This window comes from Gimesia sp. (assembly GCF_048260065.1).
Taxonomy (GTDB): Bacteria; Planctomycetota; Planctomycetia; order Planctomycetales; family Planctomycetaceae; genus Gimesia.
In genome coordinates this window covers 121,282-146,575 of the sequence record NZ_JBLXHC010000006.1, presented here as the reverse complement: position 1 = coordinate 146,575, position 25,294 = coordinate 121,282, and the positions used below count along the sequence as shown (strand labels likewise).

General features: G+C 50.4%; 21 protein-coding genes. 15 read left to right on the top strand and 6 right to left on the bottom strand.

Annotated features, from left to right (window positions below; genetic code table 11):
• Positions 1 to 273: 273 nt before the first annotated feature.
• The 5 genes from ACN0YN_RS13280 to ACN0YN_RS13260 all read left to right on the top strand — a co-directional run bounded on the left by ACN0YN_RS13280 (position 274) and on the right by ACN0YN_RS13260 (position 6,772).
• On the top strand, positions 274 to 1,332 hold the full coding sequence (locus tag ACN0YN_RS13280; protein ID WP_417385502.1) for an ATP-grasp domain-containing protein: 1,059 nt from the start codon (positions 274 to 276) through the stop codon (positions 1,330 to 1,332).
• A gap of 14 nt (positions 1,333 to 1,346) precedes the next feature.
• Positions 1,347 to 2,390 carry a hydantoinase/oxoprolinase family protein gene (locus ACN0YN_RS13275; protein WP_417385501.1) on the top strand — a complete coding sequence of 348 codons (1,044 nt, stop codon included), beginning with the start codon at positions 1,347 to 1,349 and terminating at the stop codon, positions 2,388 to 2,390.
• A 286-nt stretch (positions 2,391 to 2,676) separates the two neighbouring features.
• Positions 2,677 to 4,539 carry a glutamine--fructose-6-phosphate transaminase (isomerizing) gene (gene glmS / locus ACN0YN_RS13270; protein ID WP_417385500.1) on the top strand — a complete coding sequence of 621 codons (1,863 nt, stop codon included), beginning with the start codon at positions 2,677 to 2,679 and terminating at the stop codon, positions 4,537 to 4,539.
• Between the two features lie 343 nt (positions 4,540 to 4,882).
• Positions 4,883 to 5,815, top strand: a complete 933-nt coding sequence (ispH, locus tag ACN0YN_RS13265; RefSeq protein ID WP_417385499.1) for a 4-hydroxy-3-methylbut-2-enyl diphosphate reductase — start codon at positions 4,883 to 4,885, stop codon at positions 5,813 to 5,815.
• 135 nt (positions 5,816 to 5,950) lie between these two features.
• Positions 5,951 to 6,772 (top strand): DUF3467 domain-containing protein, encoded by an 822-nt coding sequence (locus ACN0YN_RS13260; protein WP_417385498.1) that lies wholly within the window; start codon positions 5,951 to 5,953, stop codon positions 6,770 to 6,772.
• Positions 6,773 to 6,839: 67 nt separating this feature from the next.
• On the opposite strand, the gene ACN0YN_RS13255 is transcribed toward ACN0YN_RS13260, so the two are convergent.
• Positions 6,840 to 7,952 carry a glycosyltransferase gene (locus ACN0YN_RS13255; RefSeq protein WP_417385497.1) on the bottom strand — a complete coding sequence of 371 codons (1,113 nt, stop codon included), beginning with the start codon at positions 7,950 to 7,952 and terminating at the stop codon, positions 6,840 to 6,842.
• Between the two features lie 449 nt (positions 7,953 to 8,401).
• Here ACN0YN_RS13255 and ACN0YN_RS13250 point away from each other — a divergent pair, with 449 nt between their 5' ends.
• The 6 genes from ACN0YN_RS13250 (at position 8,402) to deoC (ending at position 14,558) form a co-directional block, all read left to right on the top strand.
• Positions 8,402 to 9,709, top strand: coding sequence for a CpaF family protein (locus ACN0YN_RS13250; protein ID WP_417385496.1), 1,308 nt, complete (start codon positions 8,402 to 8,404; stop codon positions 9,707 to 9,709).
• 60 nt (positions 9,710 to 9,769) lie between these two features.
• Entirely contained in the window at positions 9,770 to 10,741 is a 972-nt protein-coding gene (locus ACN0YN_RS13245; RefSeq protein ID WP_417385495.1) for a type II secretion system F family protein, read from the top strand.
• Between the two features lie 100 nt (positions 10,742 to 10,841).
• Positions 10,842 to 11,768: a type II secretion system F family protein gene (locus ACN0YN_RS13240; protein WP_417385494.1), complete on the top strand. Its 927-nt coding sequence runs from the start codon at positions 10,842 to 10,844 to the stop codon at positions 11,766 to 11,768.
• Positions 11,769 to 12,341: 573 nt separating this feature from the next.
• Positions 12,342 to 12,734, top strand: a complete 393-nt coding sequence (locus ACN0YN_RS13235; RefSeq protein ID WP_417385493.1) for a hypothetical protein — start codon at positions 12,342 to 12,344, stop codon at positions 12,732 to 12,734.
• 196 nt (positions 12,735 to 12,930) lie between these two features.
• Positions 12,931 to 13,854 (top strand): sugar phosphate isomerase/epimerase family protein, encoded by a 924-nt coding sequence (locus tag ACN0YN_RS13230; protein WP_417385492.1) that lies wholly within the window; start codon positions 12,931 to 12,933, stop codon positions 13,852 to 13,854.
• 5 nt (positions 13,855 to 13,859) lie between these two features.
• Positions 13,860 to 14,558 (top strand): deoxyribose-phosphate aldolase, encoded by a 699-nt coding sequence (gene deoC / locus ACN0YN_RS13225; RefSeq protein ID WP_417385491.1) that lies wholly within the window; start codon positions 13,860 to 13,862, stop codon positions 14,556 to 14,558.
• A 219-nt stretch (positions 14,559 to 14,777) separates the two neighbouring features.
• On the opposite strand, the gene ACN0YN_RS13220 is transcribed toward deoC, so the two are convergent.
• The 3 genes from ACN0YN_RS13220 to ACN0YN_RS13210 form a co-directional block, all read right to left on the bottom strand.
• A complete protein-coding gene (locus tag ACN0YN_RS13220; protein WP_417385490.1) occupies positions 14,778 to 15,713 on the bottom strand; it encodes a DUF1559 domain-containing protein in 936 nt (311 codons plus the stop codon).
• Between the two features lie 494 nt (positions 15,714 to 16,207).
• Positions 16,208 to 16,372, bottom strand: a complete 165-nt coding sequence (locus ACN0YN_RS13215) for a hypothetical protein (protein ID WP_417385489.1) — start codon at positions 16,370 to 16,372, stop codon at positions 16,208 to 16,210.
• Positions 16,373 to 16,537: 165 nt separating this feature from the next.
• The gene (locus ACN0YN_RS13210; RefSeq protein WP_417385488.1) at positions 16,538 to 17,473 is read right to left on the bottom strand and encodes a DUF1559 domain-containing protein; all 936 of its coding nucleotides are present in this window, start codon (positions 17,471 to 17,473) and stop codon (positions 16,538 to 16,540) included.
• Positions 17,474 to 18,133: 660 nt separating this feature from the next.
• On the opposite strand from ACN0YN_RS13210, the gene ACN0YN_RS13205 reads away from it, so the two are divergent.
• The 4 genes from ACN0YN_RS13205 (at position 18,134) to ACN0YN_RS13190 (ending at position 22,087) form a co-directional block, all read left to right on the top strand.
• Positions 18,134 to 18,358 (top strand): FeoA family protein, encoded by a 225-nt coding sequence (locus ACN0YN_RS13205; RefSeq protein WP_417385487.1) that lies wholly within the window; start codon positions 18,134 to 18,136, stop codon positions 18,356 to 18,358.
• 66 nt (positions 18,359 to 18,424) lie between these two features.
• On the top strand, positions 18,425 to 20,728 hold the full coding sequence (feoB, locus tag ACN0YN_RS13200; protein WP_417385486.1) for a ferrous iron transport protein B: 2,304 nt from the start codon (positions 18,425 to 18,427) through the stop codon (positions 20,726 to 20,728).
• A gap of 51 nt (positions 20,729 to 20,779) precedes the next feature.
• On the top strand, positions 20,780 to 20,974 hold the full coding sequence (locus ACN0YN_RS13195) for a hypothetical protein (RefSeq protein ID WP_417385485.1): 195 nt from the start codon (positions 20,780 to 20,782) through the stop codon (positions 20,972 to 20,974).
• Between the two features lie 174 nt (positions 20,975 to 21,148).
• On the top strand, positions 21,149 to 22,087 hold the full coding sequence (locus ACN0YN_RS13190) for an SPFH domain-containing protein (protein WP_417385484.1): 939 nt from the start codon (positions 21,149 to 21,151) through the stop codon (positions 22,085 to 22,087).
• A 14-nt stretch (positions 22,088 to 22,101) separates the two neighbouring features.
• On the opposite strand, the gene ACN0YN_RS13185 is transcribed toward ACN0YN_RS13190, so the two are convergent.
• Positions 22,102 to 24,438, bottom strand: a complete 2,337-nt coding sequence (locus ACN0YN_RS13185; RefSeq protein WP_417385483.1) for an aminotransferase class III-fold pyridoxal phosphate-dependent enzyme — start codon at positions 24,436 to 24,438, stop codon at positions 22,102 to 22,104.
• Positions 24,435 to 25,265, bottom strand: coding sequence for an HpcH/HpaI aldolase family protein (locus tag ACN0YN_RS13180; RefSeq protein ID WP_417385482.1), 831 nt, complete (start codon positions 25,263 to 25,265; stop codon positions 24,435 to 24,437). The genes ACN0YN_RS13185 and ACN0YN_RS13180 overlap by 4 nt, the downstream gene beginning before the upstream one ends.
• Between the last annotated feature and the right edge of the window lie 29 nt (positions 25,266 to 25,294).

Below are 25,294 nucleotides of genomic sequence, written 5' to 3'. Positions count from 1 at the left end.
TCTTCCGGTCAAGGTGACTCTCTGAATTATGACTGTGACACTAGCAATCCATTCGACAGAATCAGTAGAGTTGCGCTGAAACAGGTTGTTGCTATAAAACAGAATAAAAACTTCGAGATGATCGGTCAGAGCAATTAACAAAGCAGAGATGAGTTTCTAGACTGAAACTGATTTCAGTATCGTATGATTGATACCGGCTGTACTGAATTTAAAGCTGACCGTTGGATTTGACGGAGCCTGTTTCAGTATCAAAAAATGTGGTCAGGACCGAATTTGAACATCTTTGTGTCTGAATATCTCTGTAGTGGTGCCTGTGAACTGAGCGAGGCAGAGGCCGGTTTACTCAACGAGGGGACGGCCATGCTGGAAGCAGTTCTGGCTGATCTGCTGGCGCTCCCGCACACTCAAGTGATAACAGGACTGCAGCAGAATCTCTCCCTGAAATCACCAGAGATCGAGGAAGCAATCCGGGGAGATCGATTACAGGTTTTCCGCGCCGCGACTCCAGAGCAGGAAAGTGAGAACTTTAAGACCGCCTGTCAAATGGCGGATGCTGTATTGATCATCGCACCCGAGTTTGACGATCTGCTGTTCCGTCGAACGCAGCTGGCTGTGGATGGGGGAGCGACAGTCGCTGGCCCTGATCTTAAGACGCTCCAGTTAACAGCCGACAAATGGGAGTTCTATCAATGGATGCAGGACTGCTCGCTTCCCACGATCCCGACGTGCTTACTGTCTGAAGAACTGTCTCCGTCTGCGGTTTCAGTTCCCTGTCTGATCAAACACCGGTGTGGCGCTGGTGGTCTGGGATTAGAGACATTTGAAAATGAGAACTGTTTGCAGCAACGCTGGAATGACTTGATCACTGCAGAGGAGCAATTTCTGTTACAGCCTTTTCTGAAAGGAAAGCCACTTTCGACCGTGGCGCTGATCAGAGCGGGACAAAGGGAACTGTTTCCGGCGGGTGAGCAGCAGATCTGCTGGGAACACGGATTTCAGTATCAGGGGGGCATCATCCCGGCGGATCTCGAATCCAGTGTGTTAACAGCCATTGATGATTTAGTGAATCATGTTTGCGATTTACTGCCGGGGCTTGCGGGATATGTCGGCTTTGATATTCTCTTACCAGACAATGCGCCGAACGAACCCGTTCTGGTCGAAATCAATCCCAGACTGACGACCAGTTATACCGGTTATCGCAGGCTGACGCAGGATAATCTGGCGGCGCGGATCATTGATTTCCAAACTACTTTCCCCAGGATTCAATGGAAGCAGGGGGAAACGGTTCGGTTTCAACCTGATGGAAGTACTTCGCTGATCACGCAACTTTAATTGAGAAACTCAACATGTATGTCATTGGCCTGGATATTGGCGGCGCGAACCTCAAGGCGGCAGACAGCGATGGCGCTGCCCAGGCGATGTCGTTTGAACTCTGGAAAACTCCCGAATTATTACAGTCTGCATTACAGGAGATGTTAACCGCTTTCCAGCGCCCTGATCTGGTTGCGGTGACGATGACGGGAGAACTGGCAGACTGTTTTCCGACGAAGGCGGACGGGGTCAATCATATTCTGACTGCCGTCGAACAGGCAGTGCCAGATGTGCCTGTGCTGGTCTGGCAGACCGGGGCTGAATTTCTGACCACAGAGATCGCGCGGGAATTCCCATTACTGACTGCAGCCGCCAACTGGCATGCGCTGGCAACCTGGCTGGGACGGATGATTCCCGATCAGAGTGGCCTGTTAATCGATATCGGCTCGACGACGACCGATCTGATTCCCCTCAAGAACGGCTTACCGGTTTCCGAGGGACTGACAGACGTGGAACGATTAATGTCAGGAGAACTGGTTTATACCGGTGGTCGTCGGACTCCCCTGGCGATGCTGGAGAAACGTGTTCCCTTACGCGGTCAGGATTGTCCTCTGGCAGCGGAATATTTTGCATCAACAGCAGATCTCTACGTATTGCTTGGGAATCTGCCTGAATCTACCGAGGATGTCGATACGGCGGATGGAAGACCTGCGACCCGGGCAAATGCGTTTGCCCGAATTGCCCGTTCTGTCTGTTGTGATACTTCAGAGCTGAGTGAAGCGGAAGCAGTTGAGATGGCTGGCTGGCTGGCGGCGCGGCAGCAGGCTCAGATCAACGAGGCACTGGATCGGGTCTTGAATCGGCTGGAAGAGGTTCCCCAGACCGTACTCATCAGTGGCAGTTCCGTATTTCTCGCGGAAAAAGTAGTGCAATCCCATCCCAGACTCGCTCACACGAAAGTGACCAATATTGCTGAGATTTTTGATCGCTCCATCTCAGATTCTGCCTGTGCTTTTGCGGTGGCGAGACTGGCGGCAGAACGCGTTCGATTTGCAGCGGAAATGGACTCTGATGTGTGAATGTGCATTTATGTAAATTCATTTCCAGTAGTCTCTTATGGTTTCAAATCTGCTCCTGTGTTCAAATGAACCATGCAGGATCGTTGTTGACTTATTTTTAAATCTTGTGGTATCTTTCCGCACCTGTAACTGATTCACAGCAGACAATTTCGAGACTCAAGAGCTTCCCCTTTTTATTTTTACATTCTGATAACCTGAACAAGGATGACAGGTTACCAGAGTCGAAGGGGAATGCGCTAAATGATCAATATCATTATTTCCCTCATCCAGCGATGGAGCGCGAAACATGTGTGGCATAGTCGGATATATCGGTCATCGACAGGCCGGGCCCATTCTGATCAAGGGGCTGCAGAAACTGGAATACCGTGGCTATGACAGCGCGGGGGTCGCAGTCCACGATGGAAGCGCGATCCAGATTCGCAAGAAAAAAGGACGCGTGCTTGAGATGGCGTCCCTCTACAAGTCAAATCCGGTTTCCGGTACGGCAGGTATCGGCCACACGCGCTGGGCGACACATGGCGAAACCAACGATCAGAACTCGCATCCCCATATAGGGGGGAATAACGATGTTGTTATCGTTCATAACGGCGTGATCGAAAATTACACTTCACTGCGAAAACAGTTGCAGGGGCTGGGGTACGTTTTTCGTACGACGACAGATACCGAGTCAGTCGCGCATCTGATGTCGCATCATCTCGAAGAACAGATCAAGCTGGGCTCAGAGCCGGAAGAACTCTCCACTTACCTGAAAGCGGTAGAAATCACTCTGACAAAACTCAAGGGTACTTATGGCCTGGTGGTCATGTTCCGGGACCTGCCGGACGTCATGATTGCAGCCCGTCTGGGGAGTCCGCTGGTGATCGGCGTCGGTAAAGGGGAACATTTCATTGCCAGTGATGCGACCCCCCTGGCTGGTTACACCGACGAAGTCATTTACCTCTCTGATCACGAAATGGCGGTCATCACACGTGATGAAATCGAAATCTTCCACCGTGATGAAGGTCAGCAGAAGCTTTCGATTCAGACACTCGATCAGGTGAGTGTCGATGCGGAACTGGGCGATTTTGAACATTACATGCTGAAGGAAATCTTCGAGCAGCCCCAGACGCTGGAAAACGCCATGCGTGGCCGTCTGGATGAAGATGAAGCAACTGCTAAATTTGGCGGCTTGAATCTGAGCGCACAACAACTGCGAAAAATTGATCGCGTCGTTCTGACTGCCTGCGGAACCAGCTGGCATTCCGGACTGGTGGGTGAATATCTGCTGGAAGAGTTCGCCCGGATTCCGACGGAGGTGGAATATGCCAGCGAATTACGTTATCGCAATCCACCGATTTCAAACAGCACAATGATTTTCGCGATCACTCAAAGTGGTGAGACTGCGGACACTTTGGCAGCGATGCGTGAATGCAAACGGAAAGGTCATCCGACACTGGCGATCTGTAATGTGGTCGGATCCACCATCGCCCGCGAAGCGGATGGCGGAATTTATCTGCACGCCGGCCAGGAAGTGGGAGTTGCTTCGACCAAAGCATTCACTTCACAGGTCATGGTTTTGATTCAGCTGGCATTGTTTCTGGGCAGGATGCGGCATTTGTCCTATCCAGCCGGTCGTAGAATTATCGATGCCATTCACAAGATCCCCGACCAGGTTCGGAAATGCCTGGAATGCAATGATCAGGTAAAGGACATTGCATTGAAATATTGTAACTTTAATAACTTCCTGTACCTGGGACGCCTTTATAATTTTCCCGGTGCACTGGAAGGGGCCTTGAAGCTCAAAGAGATCAGCTACATTCATGCAGAGGGTTATCCCGCTGCGGAAATGAAACATGGTCCGATTGCGCTCGTGGATGAAGCCACTCCCAGCGTGTTCGTGGTACCCCGCGGACAGATTTATCCCAAAGTGATGAGCAATCTGGAAGAGGTCAAAGCGAGGAAGGGGCCTGTGATCGCCATCGCCTGCGAAGGGGATGACAAGATTGCCGATATCGCCGACGACGTGATTTATGTTCCCGACGTCGACGATTTTCTGCAGCCTCTCGTCACAGCCATCCCATTACAGCTGCTTTCCTACCATATTGCAGTCCAGCGCGGATGTAATGTCGACCGGCCACGCAATCTGGCAAAAAGTGTGACGGTCGAATAAGTCCGACTTGCCAGTAATCTCCTGCTGATCGGGTTGTGACAGGGTGCGTCGTTGCGCGCCTCTGACTGCCAGTGGCTGGTGATAACACTTGTTTCTCGGCTGAAATAAGCAAAAAAACGCCTTTCCTTTGTTGAAAGTGGCAAAAATCAACTTCCCGGATCTGGTTTCGCTTTGTGATCAGCATAGAATAGTAACTGAGGCGGTCTAAGTGATTGCATCTGATGGATTTGATGTATCAGATCCTTGCAGACCGACTTGACTTCAGCCACTTTGATGAGAAATGGGACACGAGCCCCTTAACAGAAATAAGCAATTTCATTTCTGTGATACTGGAACAAAACCAATGAAAGTAATACTGGCAAATCCCCGCGGTTTCTGTGCGGGAGTGAATATGGCAATCGAGTGTCTTGAAGAAGTCATTCGCATCTTTGGCAGTAATGTGTATGTCTATCATGAGATCGTGCATAACAAATATGTTGTGAATCGTTTTACGAACCTGGGTGTCACCTTTGTTGATGCCGTGAGCGAAGTGCCGGAAAATTCCATTCTGGTTTTCAGTGCGCATGGTGTGTCCCCGGTGATACGTAGCCAGGCGCGTGAACGAAACATTCGCACGATTGATGCAACCTGTCCGCTGGTGACCAAGGTGCATACCGAAGCTATCAAATACGCCGACGCTGGTTATCATATTATTTTGATTGGCCATGAAGGGCATGATGAAGTCATCGGCACAATGGGAGAGGCTCCGGAAAGTATTACCCTGATCGAAACCCCGGAAGAAGTTGCCGCCTTGAATTTTCCTGAAGGAGCGCGACTGGCTTTTCTGACTCAGACCACATTAAGTGTAGAAGAAGCAGGACGCGTGATCCGCAGCCTCAAGGAAAAATATCCTTCGATCGAAAGTCCTCCGAAAGAAGATATCTGTTATGCCACCACGAATCGTCAGGAAGCCGTCTCCGAACTGGTATCACGTGCGGACCTGGTGCTCGTCCTCGGAAGCCAGAACAGTTCTAACAGCAAGCGATTAATGGAGATCGGCAAGACAGCCGGTAAGCCCGCCTATCTGATCGACGGGGTAGAAGAAGTGAAATCGGAATGGCTCGAGCAGTCTGAAACGATTCTGATCACAGCGGGCGCCAGTGCTCCCGAAGTTGTGGTGGAGGAACTGATTCAATACCTGAAAGAGAACTATCAGGCGGAAATTGAAAACGCGATTGTCCGCAAAGAATCCGTTCGATTTCCCCTGCCCAAAGAATTGCGAGTCATTCAAACCTGATCGCATTTTGAATGATATGCTCAAAATGCTCTGTCTGGTTTGCTGAGTGTCGTCCAGGCAACTACTATGATTATTGTAAACCACGTCTGTGAGTCACGAGACCGTAGAGAATCCTGAAGGAATGAAACAGTAGCCATGAGCGATAATCCGACGCCAGCAGAAAACAATGATGAAGGTTCTGAATTCAACCCGGAACGTCATACCCAGGAAATAAGACATTCTCAGGTCAGTGCCCGGGTACCGGAAGGGGTCTCACGCGGCGTTTTCAGTACAGGAGCGGTTGTGCTTCAGGGCGGCCATGAATTCATTCTCGATTTTCTCTTACGGATTTCCACGCCTCAGCAGGTCGTAGCCCGGGTTGTACTCCCCATCGGAGTCGTTCCCCAGATGATCCGTGCACTTCGCGACAATCTGACGAACTACGAAAACCGTTTCGGGACTCCAGTGATCCCCACTCCGTTACCTCCAGCTGCGACTGGTTCCTCTGAATCCATCAATGTGGGGGCAGGGATCGAAGCTCCTGAATCGGAGCCGTCTGCGTCTCCCGTAGCGGATTCTGTATCCGGAACAGCAGCTGGCGGAGCAGGAGTCGTGGGAGAGACGAGGACACCCGAGTCCGGTAATCAGGAAGCTTCAGAAACCAAAACCAACCCGGTAGAACCGGCCCAGAAACCACCTTCAGCGGAAGAACTGTATGATGAATTGAAGCTGCCCGATGAGATGCTGTCCGGCACCTATGCGAATGCCGTGCGGATTGGGCACTCGGCGACGGAATTCTCATTCGATTTCATTACCACGTTTTTCCCGCGTTCCTGTGTCTCGGCCCGTGTTCATCTCGCCGCGCCGAATATTCCCCGCCTGCTGGATTCACTGACTCACTCCTTCGAGCAGTTTCAGAGAAAGGTTGCCCAGCAGCAGAAGCGTCAGCCTCCTCAGCAGGGCGACTTACCTGAGTAACATTACAGCTGTGAGATTGAAACGATTTTGACAACGAGAGAAGAACCTGCTTCGTCTGTCTGAATTGTTATTCGGTCGCCGTTGTTTCTTCCGCTGGTTTGTGCTTTGAGAAAACCAGGTATCGGCAGAGCAGAAAGTTGAAGCCCATGCCGACAAGAATACCTATAAATGCCGCCAGCAGGATCCGCTTCTCAAAGAACTGGAAGGAACGGCTCAGCACCATTGTCGTCAACCAGTTGAAAATGGCACCTGTCAGGCAACTGCCACAATAGCTCAGGTACTGTTTCCAGAACGGCTGATGCTTGGCATACGAGAAGGTGATATTCCGGTTGAGCAGGAAGTTGGTACTCATGGAAGTCCAGATCGCCAATGCGACCGCGACCGGGGAAATCAGCCAGATGGAGAGCAAGGCGAGCATCTGCAAATTCACGAAGACCCCCGTCAGTCCGATCAGCGCGAACTGGACGAAATAGGCATAGTTCTGATATTTGAAATCGAACAATCGTTTGAGATGTTTCAGATAATGCAGTTGCTCTTTGAAGGAAAGCTTGCTGGTGCCCGCCATGCGATCCGTGAATTCAATCGGGATTTCAACGACATGCTGGCAGCGGCATTTGACAATGAGCTCCAGCCCGATTTTATATCCAATGGGATTCAGAATGTTGCGGGCCTTCAGGTAAGTCTGTCTTTTGATTGCAAAGAAACCAGCCAGGGGATCACGAGCGCTCGTGAATGGGCGGGATAACCATGTTGCCACCCGGGAATTCCACTTTCTGAACCAGCCCCAACTCTGGTCGGTAGAACCTCCCTCGACATAGCGGCTGCCGATTACAAAATCGGTGAGCGGCTGATTGAGGGCGGAAACCAGTTCCGGAATCTTTTCGGGAGGATGCGAGAGGTCTGCATCCATGACCAGCAGAATCTCCCCTGCTGCGGCATTCAGTCCGGCGATTACAGCAGTCGAGAGTCCCCGTTCATTCTCGCGGGTAATCAGCTGCAGGGGAAACGTTTCAGCCAGTTCCTCACATACCTGAATTGTCTCATCCGGGCTGTTGTCATCGACCACAATGATTTCTGCCTTCAGACTGGCATCAGAGAGCGCAGCATTGATACGCGGGATGAGTACCCTCAGATTTTCGGCTTCGCAATAAGTTGGAATAATTATTGATAATTGCAGCAATGTTTTTACTTTTCAGAGTCGTAGCGGTTATGCGGCTTGAGACGCCTGCCTCTGTCATTTGAGAGCATGGCAGGCAGGGAGTTGGGGGAACCTGATTTTCAACTGTCATGCTTATTAAATGCTACCTCTCAGGCAGGAAAAGCAGCTGAATACTGCAATCTCATGTACCAGCATGCCTGCGATGAGATCAACCGGCTTGATCCACAGAGAGCTTAAACGATGCATCATCGGCAAAATCGATATGGGTGCTCGTTTTTCGCTGATGCAGAGATGCTGCTTTTTTGCATCATTTTATTCTAAAGGCGACGTGATGTCATTTTATGAACTAAATTTAAACTGAAAAACCTGTCACAGCTCCCTGAACCGGTAGTGTGATGATGGATGTCGAACTCGGACAGAACATTCTGGTTTTTAAATAAAAGATACAACTTCAAGGAGTTATGAATAAGATGGCAGTCTCTGGCTTTTCCCACGCCGATTCCAATATGGCATTTGATGATCTGAAACGACTGATTCACGGTAAACTGGTTGAAAAACTGGATTTGTCGCGAGTGGGTGACCTGGAAGGTGATTCACTGCGCCGGGAAATCCGACTGGTGATCGAGCATCTGTGTGATACGGAAAATCCGCTGTTGAATCGTTCTGAGAGAGAACGGTTGATCGAAGAAATTCTGGACGAGACCTTTGGTTTCGGACCGCTCGAACTGCTGCTCAAAGATCAGGATATCGCAGATATCATGATCAATGGTCCCAAGCATGTCTTCGTCGAAAAGAACGGCCGGATTGAACGATCAAAAGTCGTGTTCCGCGATAATCAGCATTTGCTGCAGATCCTGGATCGTATTGTTTCTAAAGTGGGACGACGTGTGGATGAAACTTCTCCGCTGGTCGACGCCCGTCTGCCTGATGGCTCTCGTTTGAATGCCGTCATTCCTCCGCTGGCTCTGGATGGTCCGTCGTTGACGATTCGTAAATTCGGATCGAATCCTCTGGGGCTGGAAGATCTGCTGCGATTTGGTGCATTTACTCCCGAAGTAGCCATGCTGCTGGAAGGCGCCATTAAAGCTCGCATCAATACCATCATCAGTGGTGGTACCGGTTCTGGTAAAACTACATTGTTGAATACCCTGTCCAGCTTCATCCAGAGTGACCATCGTGTGATCACGATCGAAGATGCGGCGGAACTTCAGCTACAACAGGAACACATTTTACGCCTGGAAACGCGACCTCCTAATATTGAAGGTCGTGGAGCCATCTCTGCCACAGACCTGGTGAAAAACGCTTTGCGTATGCGACCAGACCGAATCATCATCGGGGAATGTCGTGGTGGCGAATCGCTGGACATGTTACAGGCGATGAATACAGGTCACGAAGGCTCATTAACGACGATTCACGCCAACTCGCCTCGTGACGCCGTTTCCCGTCTGGAAACCATGATTACGATGGGGGGAGTGGAACTGCCTCTGAAAGCGTTGCGGCAACAGTTCGCTTCTGCCGTCGATCTGATTATTCAGGTTAACCGTCTGCAGGGGGGACCCCGAAAGGTGACCCACGTGACGGAAGTTCTGAATATGGAACAGGACACGGTCATCATGCAGGATATCTTCCTGTTCATTCAGGATGGCATTGATGCTGACGGAAGAGCATACGGTCACTTTGAAGCGACCGGCGTACGACCGGCATTTATGGATCGACTGGAGGCAGCCGGGATTCGTCTGCCTGGTAATCTGTTTGCCAATCGCGTATTGCAGGGCTGAGATCATTTCTGTTTCTTAAAGATAAAAACACGACTTTTTAAACGATAAAGGTAATCTGAGATGGATCAGACACTCATCATCTCCATCGCTGCATTTCTGGGAATGATGGCTTTTGCAGGAGCCGTCATCTTCGTCATCAAGGATTTTTCGTCCAGCAAGGCGGAAGACCGACTGGCCGTGATTACCGGGAAAAAGAAATCGTCGGAAGAAACAGCCTCGTTGCTCAAAGAAGAATTTGTGAAGGGAGGTCTGAACAGCCTGTCTGATCAGGTGACCCACTTCTTTGAAAAGTTTGGAAATATCAAACTGCTGCTGGAGCAGGCAGAGGCACCGTTTAAAGCAGATACGTTTCTGTTGATGACTGCGGTTGCGGGTGCACTGGGGTTTGCTGCTGCCTGGTTTACGAATGCACCTGTCCCGTTTTGCCCGGTAGCGGCTTTGGCAGCCGGGAGCCTGCCGTTTATGTGGCTGCTGTTCCGTCGCAATCGGCGTTTTAAAAAATTCGCTCTACAGTTACCTGATGCACTGGAACTGGTGGGGCGTGCGTTACGTTCCGGGCACAGTCTTTCGTCTGGATTAAGTGTGGTCGTTCAGGAGATGCCGCCTCCTATCGCAACGGAATTTGCGATGGCGTATGAAGAGCAGAATCTGGGTGTTCCCATTGATGAAGCATTAAAAAGCATGTTAAAGCGGATGCCGAACCTGGACCTGAAGTTTTTCGTGACTGCGGTTGTGATCCAGAGGCAGGCCGGGGGGGACCTGGCTGAGATTCTGGACAAAATCGGTTACATCATCAGACAGCGCTTTAAAATTATGGGACAGGTTCAGGCTCTGACGGGGGAAGGTCGTATCAGTGGAGTCGTGCTGATGGCATTGCCGATCGCATTGTTCTTTGCGGTTTACTATCTCAACCCTGATTATGTGATGCTCCTGTTTACAGATGAGCTGGGACGAAAAATGATTGCCGGCGGTATCGTACTGCAGGTACTGGGGGCCTTGTGGATCAAGAAGATTGTAAACATCAAAATCTGATCCGTCTGAAATAAACCGGGTGATCAGGTTTTATCAGATACATTGAGTTCTGAAATATTGTGAATGCAGATTTCATTCGTTGAATGTGGGAGATGAAAACATGGACTTTGTTCAATTATTACCATGGGCGATTTTCGGGATGGTGATTGTGGGTGTGATTGCCCTGATCAACAAACTGAATTCAGATAATTCCCGTGCCAATGCGCGGCTGGAAGAATTACGTAATCCCCATTTGCGCAATAATCCTGACGATGCGAATTCGGCCAGTTCGTTGTTTGAAAAGGCAGCTCCCGCGCTCTCGAAAGCATTAACACCCAAGTCAGAACTGGAAGAAAATCAGTTAAAAGTGCGGCTCGCAAACGCCGGTTATAATTCGGAAGCTGCGCCTTCCCTCTTTCTCTCATTGAAGGTCGCGTTAGGTCTCCTGGGAGTATTACTGGGCTCGGGTTACGGCTTTTATAACTTCGGGATGACCCAAAATGGCTGGACGTCACTGGTCATTGCCGGTGGAATCGGCTTTTATCTGCCGGAGATTGCGCTGCGTCTGCTGATCAAGGGACGCGTCGAACGTATATTTCTGTCGCTGCCTGATGCGCTCGACCTGCTGGTCGTATGTGTGGAAGCGGGTTTAGGTCTGGATGCTGCCATGCGACGTGTTTCTGGGGAACTGGAAGAGACCGCACCTGATGTGTGCAGTGAATTTGCCTTGTGTAATCTGCAGTTACAGATGGGCCGTCCCCGCAGGGAAGTACTGCACGATCTGGGAATTCGCAGCGGCGTCGATGATATGCGGGCATTGGCGGCGATTCTGATTCAGGCTGATAAATTTGGTTCATCGATTGCCCAGGCATTACGCGTACAGTCAGACAGTATGCGTGTAAAACGCAGCCAGCTGGCCGAAGAGCAGGCTGCGATGACAGCCGTTAAGATGATCTTCCCACTGGTTCTGTTTATTTTCCCCGGTATCTTTGTGGTACTGGTCGGGCCAGCTGCGATTATGATGATTAATGGTCTGTTGACAAATTGATAGAAACACGGACTGCTGTTTCCAGAATACAACGAATTTGTAAACACCTTTGAACAATCTGTTAATCAAAGGTGTTTATTTTTTTGACAGACAGATCTGCTTGTCCCGGGCACCGCTTATTTACTGAAGAAATCTCTTTATCTCACCTGAAAATTCTGCTTGCAGGCAGTTGAATATCAATACTGTTTGATTCTCAATTCGGCGTCGGTCACTAATCTGGTGAGGGAACACTATTTGGCACTTTTTTTGCGTCATTCATTCCCAAATCGAATATTCGAATGTGCCTGTGTACGTCTTCAGGCGAAACAACTCACGTTCGAAGCTTCGTTAGATTGCGATCTTGCAGTAATAACGCGGGCTGAAGACGACGCGGCTTCGGGCAAGGCACTCCAATCGATAAGATCGTTTACGTTTAAAAGGTAAAACAGATTGTCATGGGTAACCTCATTATTTGTAAGCACCTTAGTTTATACGTAGATTGATTACCAATCGTTAACGTCATTCACCCAAGTTCCTGACCAGTTACTAGATTGAATCCTTCAGATGCCCTCCCCACCATCCTGGCTGAAATCAATGGCAAATCAAGTGGCATCATTGATGTATGATGTCGATATGCTTTCGCCGATCGGCTGCCATTTTTTCCACAATAGCAGTGGTAACGAGTGGGAAGTGACCTTATTTGCATCCAGTACCGAGATTGTCGGTGGCGAGTGGGATGGAGTGCTGGCACCTTCCAAGTTCTGTTTCAATATCCTCAAGCTGGGTGAAATCTTTGAGGAAGTCGAGTCTTTATACTGGCAAGCATTACCCATCGATTACGATGATCAGTTAGGTTGTCATATTTCCATTGAAGGGAAGTATGAAGGTGAGCGTGTCTGGGTACGCGTACTTGCAGAGGCTCCGGAAGAATTCGAAGCAGGACGTCGTATGCAGGCTTACGAATTTAACCTGAAAGAAATCTGGTAAACCCCGACCGCCAACTGCTGGCTGGTTCTCCCCAGGCAGAAATCTGCTCCCCCCGCTCATCATTCCAGGCACATTGCGCCCTATCGATTCTGTTTCCCGTTGTAGACCTGTACTCCCAGGTTGCTTATGATATCAGTCTCGGAAGCCCGTTTTCCGGAAAGACTCATACCAGGGACAGCAGTGGGGGAAACAGAGAATGCAACTGGGATTTGTGACGGCTATCCTGCCGGATTATGATCTGCGCAAAGTGTTTCAGGTGGCCGCAGAGATCGGCTATGATTGTGTTGAAGTCATGTGCTGGCCTGAGGGTAACGATTCTCGACGTTATGCCGGAATCACGCACATTTCTGCCGAGCAGTTTACCGATGCGGATGTCACAACGATTTCTCAACTCTCCGATGAATTCGGGATCGAGATCAGTGCGCTGGGATACTATCCGAATCCTCTCTGTCCCGATCCGGAAGAAGCCGGTAAATACGTGGAGCATATTCAGAAGGTCATCTCCGCTTCGGGTAAACTGGGTATCAACCGCATGAATACATTCATCGGTCGGGACTGGAAAAAATCGGTCGATGAGAACTGGCCTCGATTTCTGCAGACCTGGCCTGAGATTATTCAATATGCAGAACAGCAGCAGGTGCGTGTTGGAATTGAAAACTGTCCCATGTCGTTTACGCAAGACGAATGGCCGGGCGGGAAAAATCTGGCCTGCACGCCTGCTATCTGGCGGCGCATGTATGCAGATATTCCGAGTGAATACTTTGGGTTGAATTATGATCCCTCGCATCTGGTGTGGATGCAGATGGATTATGTGGCTCCCATTCGTGATTTTGCCGATCGGATCTTCCATGTGCACGCCAAGGATGTACGCGTCGATCAGCATCGGCTGAACCAGGTGGGAATTATGGCCTGTCCCCTCGAATATCATACTCCCAAGCTGCCCGGTCTGGGACAGGTTGACTGGGGGCATTTTTTTTCACAATTGAATGAGATCGGTTATCAGGGACCGGTCTGCGTGGAAGTCGAGGATCGTGCCTACGAAGGTTCCACCGAAGCGTGTCTGGCTGCATTGAGACAGTGTCATACTTACCTGCGAAATTACATTCCCTGCCGAGAGTAATACCCATGGAAGAGCAGTTCAAAAAAATATCGAAGATGATTGATCACTCCCTGTTGAGTCCCATTTTGACGGTTCCGGAACTGGAAGCGGGCTGTCAACTCGCTCTGGCATATGATGTGGCCAGTGTCTGTATTATGCCTTTCTATCTCAAGCGCTGCTCCGAGATTCTGGAACACTCCACTGTTCATCCCAGCACGACGATCGGTTTTCCGCATGGCGGACATACACTGGTGATGAAACAGCGCGAGGCGGAACAGGCGATTCTGGATGGTTGTAAAGAACTGGATATGGTCGTCAATCTATCGCGGGTACTCAGTGGCGACTGGAAGTATGTCGAAAGCGAGATCGGAGCGATAACCCGGGTCGCGCACCAGGCTGGTCAGAAAATCAAAGTGATCTTCGAGAACTGTTATCTGACGGACGAACAGAAGATTGAGCTGTGTCGTATCTGTGCCGGCCTGGGAGTGGACTGGGTTAAAACTTCAACCGGATATGGCACAGGAGGCGCAACGTTAGACGATTTAAAGCTGATGCGGACGCATAGCCCGGAACGGGTTCAGATCAAAGCGGCAGGCGGTATCCGTACGCTGGATCAGCTGCTTGAGGTTCGTGATCTGGGTGTGAGCCGCGTCGGTGCCAGCGCCACACGCGTGATTCTCGATACCTGTCGAACCCGGTTAAAGCTTGCCCCGATTGTTTTTTGAGCAGTTAATCAAGACCGAGAGTCAACGGCAGAGTCCAGACTTTCTGAGTATCTTCCGTGCTGATGAGGCAAATCGAACAGCTCCAGCAGCACTCCGGGCAAATGGGATCTAATCTGTAGCAGAAGTCAGACTATACAGAAATGATCAGTGTCTAAAAAAAGAACCTCGCCACTTGAAGCAAGTGACGAGGAACATTTCAGTTTTACAGAAAAGGATGGCTTACCACTCACCCAGGACATTTCCGTCAGCGGGGTTCCCCAGATTTCTCCAGATCGTCGTGTCGATATTGTCGCCAGCGAAGCGAACACTACCGTCACCTAGCAGAACATGGGCACCACCCGTGTGCTTACTGCGGGCAGCCAGATGAGCAGCCTGTGAGCTGGAACTGGCACCACAGTCTGGTTGTTTATGGTTGGGGGTATAAACCGTCCCGTAGTAGGCAGCTTCATACAGAGAAGCATACATCCAGGAGTAACCCTGCTGTGAACCGGTTTTGCCACTGTTGTAGCTGGTACAGGTTGCCGGGCAGACCCCGCCTGAAGGTTGTTCCGTACAGAATTCTGCGCTGGCAAATGTTTCTGAAACCATCATGGTATTTGTCGTACCATCTTCCACGTCACGGATTCTGACATCACTGTTGTTCCAGAACATCGAAGTCCCTTTGTTACTAGTGGTGGTGGTATTGTTACCACGACATGCCAGATAGTTGGTGGGACCATAAGAAGACGAAGGTTGACGCGAAGAGTCACTGGGGCAGCGGACGGCAGGAATTTTTTCTGCCCGGATGCTGTTATTAGGAGCAGCGCTGACTCCGTGTTCCATTTCCCAGTTGATCTTGTTGTAGATCACCGACTGATCCAGGAAGGGCAGAATGCGGGGAATCCAGCCGAGCTGACTGGTGGTCCAGGATTGAACTCCTGAGCCATAAGTTCTTCGTACATCTCCCGGAGGAAACATATTGAAGTTGTCGTGATAGTTGTGCAGTGCAAGTCCAATCTGTTTGAGATTGTTCTTACATGTCGAGCGACGGGCGGCTTCGCGAGCCTGTTGAACAGCTGGTAACAGCAGAGCGATCAGGATCGCGATGATCGCAATCACAACCAGCAGTTCGATGAGCGTGAAACCGCGCTTTCTAGTGAGCAACACTTTTTCCATTACTTGAACTCCTAAAAAAATAGAAAATGAAACGGAGAATTTTTTTTAGTAAATCTATGGATGTGAGCGTGCGTAACCAAAACGTTAGTTCTGGGCTGCAATCAATTTTCAATTTAGATTTGAGGCTTTGAAAATGAATACTGGCTTCGGTTTGTGTGTTAACACGTGAATATGAAATAGGGTGAAGCCACTCTCTGGACTGCTTCATGTGAAAACTACATGAAATTACCAGTAAATTAGATATTCACACTATAGAGGAATCATAGGAAAAAATCCAGTATGTTCTGCTAAAAGAAAGCAGGATTTGTATTTGTAAATGCTTATGTACAGCGAGTTTAGAAGTGAACAATAATGAGCATTCTTAATTAAGAGACGGGGGCAGACGGAGTGGCATGTGTTCAGATAGGGTTACAGGTGAGAGCGAAAAAAAACTGCACATTCACTATTAAAAAAGAGAATGTACAGTCTGAAATAACATGAAAGCGATGTCTGAATCAGTTTTGCTGCATCGCTTTTTTCTGAGCAGCTGCTTCTTCAGCGGGATCGAGTTGATCCATTTCGTTAAACGTTTCTTCCGGTGGAGCTTCTTCTCCTCCGCATCCTTGCAGAAATGTTGTAACACAGAACAGCATCAGGATGGATAGAATGTAGCGCATCATGATTGTTTCAATTCTTTGAGATATGGTGAACGAAGAGAGGATCTTACAGAAACGGTTTCTGACAGATCCAGAATAATTCAAATGACTAATTTAAAAATAACGCCACTTGATAAGTGAATCAAGTGGCGTTGAGGATTTTCTGCTTTGAAGTGTCAAGCGTGAGGTTTACCACTCACCCAGTACATTTCCGTCAGAGGGGTTACCCAGATTAATCCAGATCTGAGAATCGATGTTATCAGAAGCAAAGCGAACAGAGCCGTCACCCAGTAATGCATGAGCGCCACCTGTGTGCTTACTGCGTGCAGCCAGATGAGCAGCCTGTGAACTTGAGCTGGCACCACAGTCGGGCTGTTTATGATTAGGTGTATATGCCGTTCCATAGTAGGCGGCTTCATACAATGAAGCATACATCCAGGAGTAACCCTGTTGTCCGCCGGTTAAACCACTGTTGTAACTGGTACAGGTCGCCGGACAGACTCCACCAGAAGGTTGTTCGGTACAGAATTCTGCACTGGCAAAGGTTTCTGAAACCATCATGGTATTTGTTGTACCATCTTCCACGTCACGAATTCTGGTATCACTGTTATTCCAGAACATGGAGGTTCCTCTGTTGGCTGTGGTGGATGTATTATTACCACGACATGCCAGGTAGTTGGTGGGACCGTAGTTCGCATCCGGTTGACGTGAGGAATCGCTGGGACAACGAATAGCGGGAATTTTTTCCCTCCGCAGGTTGCTGTTCGGTGCAGCACTGACGCCATGTTCCATTTCCCAGTTGATCTGATTGTAAATCACAGACTGATCCAGGAAAGGCAGAATGCGGGGAATCCAGCCGAGCTGGCTGGTGGTCCAGGATTGAACTCCTGAGCCATAGGTTCGGCGGACATCTCCCGGGGGGAACATATTGAAGTTGTCATGATAGTTGTGCAAAGCGAGACCAATCTGCTTCAGATTGTTTTTGCACGTCGAGCGGCGCGCTGCTTCTCGTGCCTGTTGAACAGCTGGTAACAGCAGGGCGATCAGGATCGCAATGATCGCAATCACAACCAGAAGTTCGATGAGCGTGAAACCACGCTTTCTAGTGAGCAACACTTTTTCCATTACTTGAACTCCACAATAGTTGAAAAAGAAGTCGACAATGAATGTCGAGAAACAAAAAAGAGTCTGCGTTCCCTCCACGTACTTTGAGTGCAAAAAAAACAGTACGCATGGGATGAGAAAGCAGTTGAGCGCTGGTTCTCTCAGATAGAAGTAAAGAAAGTGCCTGCCTGCTCCAGGTTAATCTGGCTTTACAGAAAACCAGGAGCAGAGTGTCTGAGACCTGTTTGTCGTGAGCAACAACTGATAATTAAAAACAGGTTAAGACCACGCTAGATTTTAGAAGCTCCCATGCTGATCAACAATATCTGGTTTCTCGAAATCTTCATAAAACTCCTGTTTTGATGATATGAAATATGTTTATATGTACTTTGTTCATATGTGTGGAACCGCTTACTGATCAGGATGATAACTCTTCTCAGCAGGTACCTGGGCCGCATGACATTCTCGCGTCATATCTACTTGACCTCGCAGAGATTCAAAAAATCTCATACTGCTTTTGATCCAACAGGGCATAGGGTTACATCTATTTCTTCCTTTGAATAATTCAGGATCATAGTTGAAACTGAGTCTCAATTTCCTTATATTGGAGTGCTCTTAATCGAGAGTTTACACAAAGGCTTCCTTCCTCCGGCTACTTTTATTCTGAGTTAAAAAACAGTGATGACATTGAATCAACTAATAAAAGGTCAAATAGCACGGATCACACAGATCAATGGAGAAGATGCTATTTCTATTCGCCTGATGGAAATGGGCCTGATTGATGGGGAGCAGATCCAGTTGCTGGGAAAAGCACCACTGGGTGATCCACTGGAATATGCAGTGCGAGGATACCGATTATCCCTGCGTTTAAACGAGGCCAAGTGTGTAGAAGTCGAGATTGTTTAAAACAAACATCCCTCTGTTTCAGAGGGTCCTTCCTGATGAAAGCGCCGCTTTCAGATTTAAAGTTCCATGACCAACTCTTCCACCGCATCAAATCAGCAGGCTGTGCAACAACAGCATATGACGGTTGCCATTATCGGGAATCCGAATACGGGAAAAAGTACCCTGTTCAATCAGCTTTCGGGGGGGCATGCCCATATTGGTAATTTCCCCGGAGTGACCGTCGAAAAGAAAGTCGGCAGTGTGATCTGGGAAGGTCGTAAGATCGATCTGGTGGATCTGCCGGGGACCTACAGTCTGGCACCACGCTCAATCGATGAGATGCTGGCGGTGGATGTTTTGCTGGGCAGACAGAAAGGTGTTCGCAGGCCGGATGCCATTATCTGTATTGCCGATGCCTCCAACCTGGAACGCAACCTGTACCTCTTCAGTCAGATCCTCGATCTTTCAACCCCCGTCGTGCTTGTCTTGAATATGTGTGATCTGGCACGATCCCGTGGTATTGAGATTGACGCAGTTGCTTTGTCTGAACGGCTTGGTCATCCGGTCGTTTGTACCGAAGCCCATCACGGAAAAGGCATCAAAGACCTCAAGGCGGCGATTCTGAACATCGACCCGGGCAGCCGGCATGAAGTTCAGCAGCTGTTTCCAGAGTCGTTTTATGCAGAGCGTTCACAACTACGGGAAAAACTGAACACCCAGCAGGATGAGAGTTCTCCCGATTTTCTGATCGACCGGTTGCTGCTGGATGTGGGTGGGTATGTCGAATCCTATTTTGAGCATCATACACACAATGGTTTAATCGAGCATCTGCATCAGGCCCGTACACGTCTGAAAGAATCAGGGTGTGCCGTACCTGCGACGGAAGCCCGGGTTCGATATGGCTGGACAAGAGAAATCTTAAAAGGAGTGATTCAGCAACCCGAAATTCAACAGGAAACGACTTCCGATAAGATCGACCGCTGGCTAACCCACCCGGCTTTTGGGTTTCTGTTCTTTTTTGTGTTGATGTTTTTTGTATTTCAGTCAGTGTTTACCTGGGCTGGCCCTGCGATGGATCTGATTGATGACGGAGGTGGGGCGATCGGAGGCATGGTCGAGTCACTGCTTGCGCCCGGTCCCCTGCGAAGCCTGCTGGTGGATGGTGTGATCGCCGGTGTGGGGGGCGTTCTGATTTTCCTGCCTCAGATTGTGATTTTGTACTTCTTTATCGCCGTCCTGGAAGACAGCGGCTATATGGCACGCGCTGCCTACATCATGGACCGGTTAATGCGGAGTCTGGGGCTGAGTGGAAAATCGTTTATCCCCCTGATGTCTTCGTATGCCTGTGCCGTCCCCGGAATTATGGCGACGCGGGTAATCGAAAATCGTCACGAGCGTTTGACGACAATCCTGGTTGCCCCCCTGATGAGCTGTTCGGCCCGCTGGCCCGTGTATGTGCTGTTCATCGCCGCGTTCATTCCGAATGTCGTTTACTTTTCGATCGGCAGTGTGACGATGGTTTCACTGCCGGGTATCGTGCTGTTTGCCATGTCGACCATTGGTGCTGTCGTTGCCATCCCTGTTGCCTGGTTTCTGAAGAAGGTCTGCTTTAAAGGAGATGTGGCGCCATTTGTGATGGAACTGCCTGGATATAAATGGCCTTCACCGCGGAATGTGATCTATCGCGTTTACAACCGGGGTAAATCTTTCGTAGTGAAAGCAGGGACCCTGATTTTTGCGACTTCGATCTTGATCTGGGCCGCCGGCTATTTCCCCGGCGATCACAGCGAACAATTCGCATTGCAGCAGCAGATTGAAACAATTGATGCATCCGTAGAAAATGCGGCAGCGCAACTGGCTGCAGCAGAAGACGAGACGCCGGAAAAGGTGGAAAGTCTGGAAATTCAACTGAAAAACCTGGAAGCATCACAGGCGCTGTTGTATGAACGGCAGAATCATGTCAGCAGCCAGCTGATAGAAAACAGTTATCTCGGAAAAGCCGGGCATCTGATTGAGCCGGTCGTGAAACCACTGGGTTGGGACTGGAAAATCGGCGTCGGTGTGATTGCTTCTTTTCCCGCTCGTGAGGTCATCATTTCAACTCTGGGGACGATCTACAGCCTCGGGGGAGACGTGGATGAAGAGGATGAAGGGTTGATCGGTTCGATCCGTTCGGCGACCTGGCCCGATGGTCGGAAAGTATTTAATGTTCCGGTGGCAATTTCAATCATGGTCTTTTTTGCCTTGTGTGCTCAATGTGCGGCGACACTGATGGTAATGCGGCGGGAAACGAACAGCTGGGTCTGGCCCGTTGTTTCATTTACATACATGACAACTCTGGCTTACCTGGGAGCTCTGCTCTCTTACCAGGTTGGTATGATGTTGATCTAAGCTATCAATTTTAGATTGGGAATACAGGGCTATCGGAAAAAAGGAGACGCGATGAATCAGATTAACTGGCAAATGGTGGTTACAGTATTCTGTATTGCCGCTGCCGTTCTGTTTCTGGTGCGACGCGGCATCCGTTTCTTCAAACAGCGTTCAGGATGTGCCGGCGGTTCCTGTACGGGTTGCCCTGCTTCTTCCAAGGGCCCGGCAAATTTCATTTCCCTGGATCAGCTCAAAAAGACGAAGTAGCATTCGCTTTACCGTCTGTACGATATCTCGATCAGGTAAGGTTCTCCTGATTCAGGCCCGACCAGATCCTGTTTTTAAACGGTCTCAAGGGGGATATTTTTAATCCTTTTTGATTTGAGTCCGTTTTACTGGTATATCACACTGAAACGAGACAATTCATCCAGGAGAGTGAAGATGACTGAGGAACGCGTGTTTCATCCAATGTCGGGCTGGTTTCCGCTGACTGTCTGTCTGGCGGGTATCTTGTCAGCGGGGCTGATGTTTGTTTATGGCGCTGTTTCAGAGAGTGGCCTGCTGATTCTGTTCGGAATTATGACTGGTCTGGCCTGTCTGGTCGGGTTATTTGGCTGTATGGCGATTGCTCCCAATCAGGCGCGGGTTCTGCTGCTGTTCGGGGAATACAAGGGCTCGGTAATGCAGTCCGGTTTTTTCTGGGTGAATCCGTTTTATTCCAAGAAGAAGATCTCTTTGCGAATCCGAAACTTTGAAACAGGCTCTGTCTCGACGCCTGAGCAGAAGGATCAGGCGGGGAATATCATCCAGCACAAAACCAGATCAGGAGGGCGGCCTTCCAAGGTGAACGATCGGGACGGGAACCCGATTGATATTTCGGCGGTGGTTGTCTGGCGCGTTGTTAATACTGCGGAAGCGATGTTTGAAGTGGATGACTATGAGGATTTTGTTTCGGTCCAGAGCGAGGCGGCGTTACGAAATCTGGCCAGCCGTCATCCTTACGACAGCGAGGACCATGAACTTTCCTTAAGAGGCAATACCCAGGATATCTGTGATCAACTGATGGTGGATATTCAGGAACGTCTGGATAAAGCGGGGGTGGAAGTGATTGAAGCCCGCATCAGTCATCTGGCTTATGCACAGGAAATTGCCGCTGCGATGCTGCAGCGACAGCAGGCGCAGGCCGTCGTAGCTGCCCGCACTAAAATCGTGGAAGGCGCAGTCGGCATGGTGGATATGGCGCTGAAACATCTGTCTGCGGAAAGGATTGTGGAGTTGAACGACGACCGCCGCGCAGCACTGGTTTCCAACCTGCTGGTGGTCTTGTGCAGTGATCGGCACACTCAGCCGGTGGTGAATACAGGGTCCTCAAGTTCGTAGCATCAGACAGACTGTTATGTTTTCGGGCTGGGAGTCAGTCGGGCAAACCCGGAATGTCTGACTGGCGTTTTGAGACGATTGGAAAGATCGTCAGACGACAGGGCTGATGCGAGTTCCGCAAAAACCGAATCGGCGGCAGCGAAGTAATTCTGAATGTGGCGCGGCTGATGGGCAAATGTGGGATAAAAGCCGCTCCCGGTCAGAAACCCTTTTTCCAGCATGCGAATCGTAAAGAGTGTGCCCAGTTCGGCTGCCTGCGGATGGTCAAACTGATGATGCAGCAGGACAGCGTGGCCGACGGCTTTGACTGGGATTCCATGCTGTTGTCCCAGTTCCAGCCAGCCTGTGCGGAACGATTCCCCAATCTGGTGAATGTGCTCGCGGATGTTGATCGTCTGCATTTTTCGAATGGTGGCCAACGCAGCGGTTGAGCCCACGCCTTCCGTCCAGTAGGTGCTGGAGATGAACGAGGTTTCCGCTGCATCCATGACGGAGCGTCTGCCGATAATGGCCGCCACGGGATGACCGTTCCCCAGTGCTTTGGCGAAAACGGCGATGTCCGGTTCAATTCCATAGTGCAGGTGCGCGCCACCCAGGGCAAGACGCCAGCCTGTTGTGATTTCGTCAATCACGAAGACCGCACCGCATTCATCGCAGAGTTCACGGACGGCTTCCAGAAACCCCGGATCGGGGTGAATGTAACGCGTCGGTTCCATGACCACCGCTGCCAGTTTAGAGCCCCGTTCCTGGATGATCTTTCTCAGGCCGTCGATGTCATTGTAGGTGAAGGGGTGTGTGGTTTCAGACAAGCCTGACGGAACACCGGACGGATCGAGTCCGGGCAGGAGGTGCTTATCGAGGGATGTTCCGGACTCTGTTGACTTTCGAGGCAGGTTTGTCGCGAGGTACCAGTCGCTCCAGCCGTGATAGCCGCACAAGGCAATTTCATCCCGTCCTGTTTTCGCGCGAGCGATACGAACAGCGATGGCCATCGATTCTCCACCGGTTCGGCAGAAACGCGCCTGGTCAGACCAGGGGTGCAGGCTGGTGAGCAGTTCGGCGAGTTCTACTTCTTCAGGCGAATTCAGCGAACTCATGGAGCCGAGTTGCACGCGTCGCACGACGGCGTCAGTCACATCCGGATCACGATAGCCCAGCAGACAGGAGCCAATGCCTGAGGTTGCCAGATCGTGATAGGTTTTTCCGTCAAGGTCGATGACTTCACAGCCATTCGCTTCCCGGTAGTAGGCGGGCCAGCAGTCCGGCGCAAACATTTCAGGTCGCTTACTCAGCAGCTGGGTGCCGCCTGGGATGAGCTGTTTGGCTCGTTTGTATGTATCCTGTGTGAGATTGGAATTTGAGCTGGTTTCAATTCCCAGCATGGCACGGGCGTTATGGCAGAAGATGCGTTCGACGTCCGCATCGTTCAGTCTCAGGGTGTGGCACGCCTGTTTGATTGCCAGCAGCGATTCGAGTCCGACGCGAACCGGTCGGGCGAAGGTGGACGATTCCCAGTTTACGTTCTGTTCGCCGAGCCAGAGAAAGCCATCACCAATACTGACACAGCGGCCATAAATTTCACTGACAGAGAAATCAGTGCCAAACATCAGGCGGCTGGTACCGAATTCGCGCAGAATGGCTTCAAAGGGCTGGGATTCACACACGGCAGAGGTGTCGAAGAAAACATTGTCGAGATCTCTGAGTGAAGCAATACCTTCTGTGGTATGGTTTCCACAGAAGCCACGGGCTGCATGTGCCAGGATGAGTTTTGCATGCGGGTACTGCAGGCAGTGTTCGCGGATGTATTTCTGATTGACGGGATCCGCAATCGCCCGCGCACGGACCATATGCAGCATGATGGCCAGGCCATAGCGGTTGGAGAGTTCCCAGACCCATTCCGGAATGTATTCCTGGGGCTCCGCTTCCAGGGTGTCTTTGCGACTGGCATAGACATGGTAGACTTTAAAACCACTGAATTTACCGGCGAGTAATTGTGCTTCGACATCTTCCGGTGAATCTTCAGGGGTGACCAGCAGCAGCGCACGACAGCCGGGCTGATCCGCCAGCTCACTCAGGATGAACTGATTGGCAGGCTTGCGGTCCAGGGTGGGCTTCGGGATGGCAAAGAACAGGCCGGCAGAAGGACGCAGGGGTCCCATCCAGAGTTCCAGGTTCTTGCAGAATTCATTCCAGCCTGAATAACCCTGTTCGTTTTCGGCAGCTGAGGGCAGGGCGGATATGGCATCCTGTGGTCGATAGAGGTGGGCATGCGCGTCAAAGCTGTCAGGGGGAACGAAGTCTTTGAGCTGGCTGTTAAAAAGTTCCTGGTCGCTGGGTAAAAATTCGGTCATGACTTCTTTCCCTGCATGTAGTGTGTGGCTGAATCTGTCAGCTGGTTATCAAAGGAGAAACCGATCTGGCTGAATTGCTGCTGCATCTGTTCGAGGCCGTTTTTGACGAAAATGATATCAGCCATGTGATACAGCATTCTGGCGCCCTGCTGAATCAGTTGCTGAGCGTGCTCCAGATTAAAGGTGGGCATGCCCCAGTGTTTTCCCTGGTTGGCGGCAGCGGTGGCAATCGTCTGGATGGCGGTCTGCATTTGTGGATGGTTGAACTGTCCGGGGAACCCTTCAAGAATGGAAAAATCACTGGGGCCCAGCATGAGTGCATCGACGCCGGGAACAGCGGCGATTTCTTCCGCCTGGTCGACGGCGGACTGTTCTTCAAGCTGGATGGTGATGAAGGTGTTTTCATTTGCCTGTTGCACATAGTCTGAGACAGGCATGGTGCAGTAAGGCATGTCTGCACCGGAGCCGTCAAAGCCTCGTTTCCCCAGGGGAGCGAATTTGGACCATTTCACGACTTCAGCCGCTTCTGCAGCATTGCTGCAGCGCGGGTACATGATGCCTTGCGCGCCGGCTTCGAGCATGCGACCGATTCGCATGAATTCTCCGTTACCAGGTCGAGCGAGAATGTCGGAGGTGCCAATGCGTGCCGCCCGCATGAGTTGTGCGGCGGTCTCCAGGCTGTAGGTGTGATGCTCCATATCCATCCAGATGCCATCGAAGCCCATCAGGCTGGTGAGTTCGAAGACAGAAGGATCCAGCAGATGCAGTTGAGTAATCAGGACCGGTTCGTTCTGGCTAAGCTTATGTTTGATGCGGCTGGCTCTCATCAGTTCATTCCTGTTTCTGGTTTTAAAGG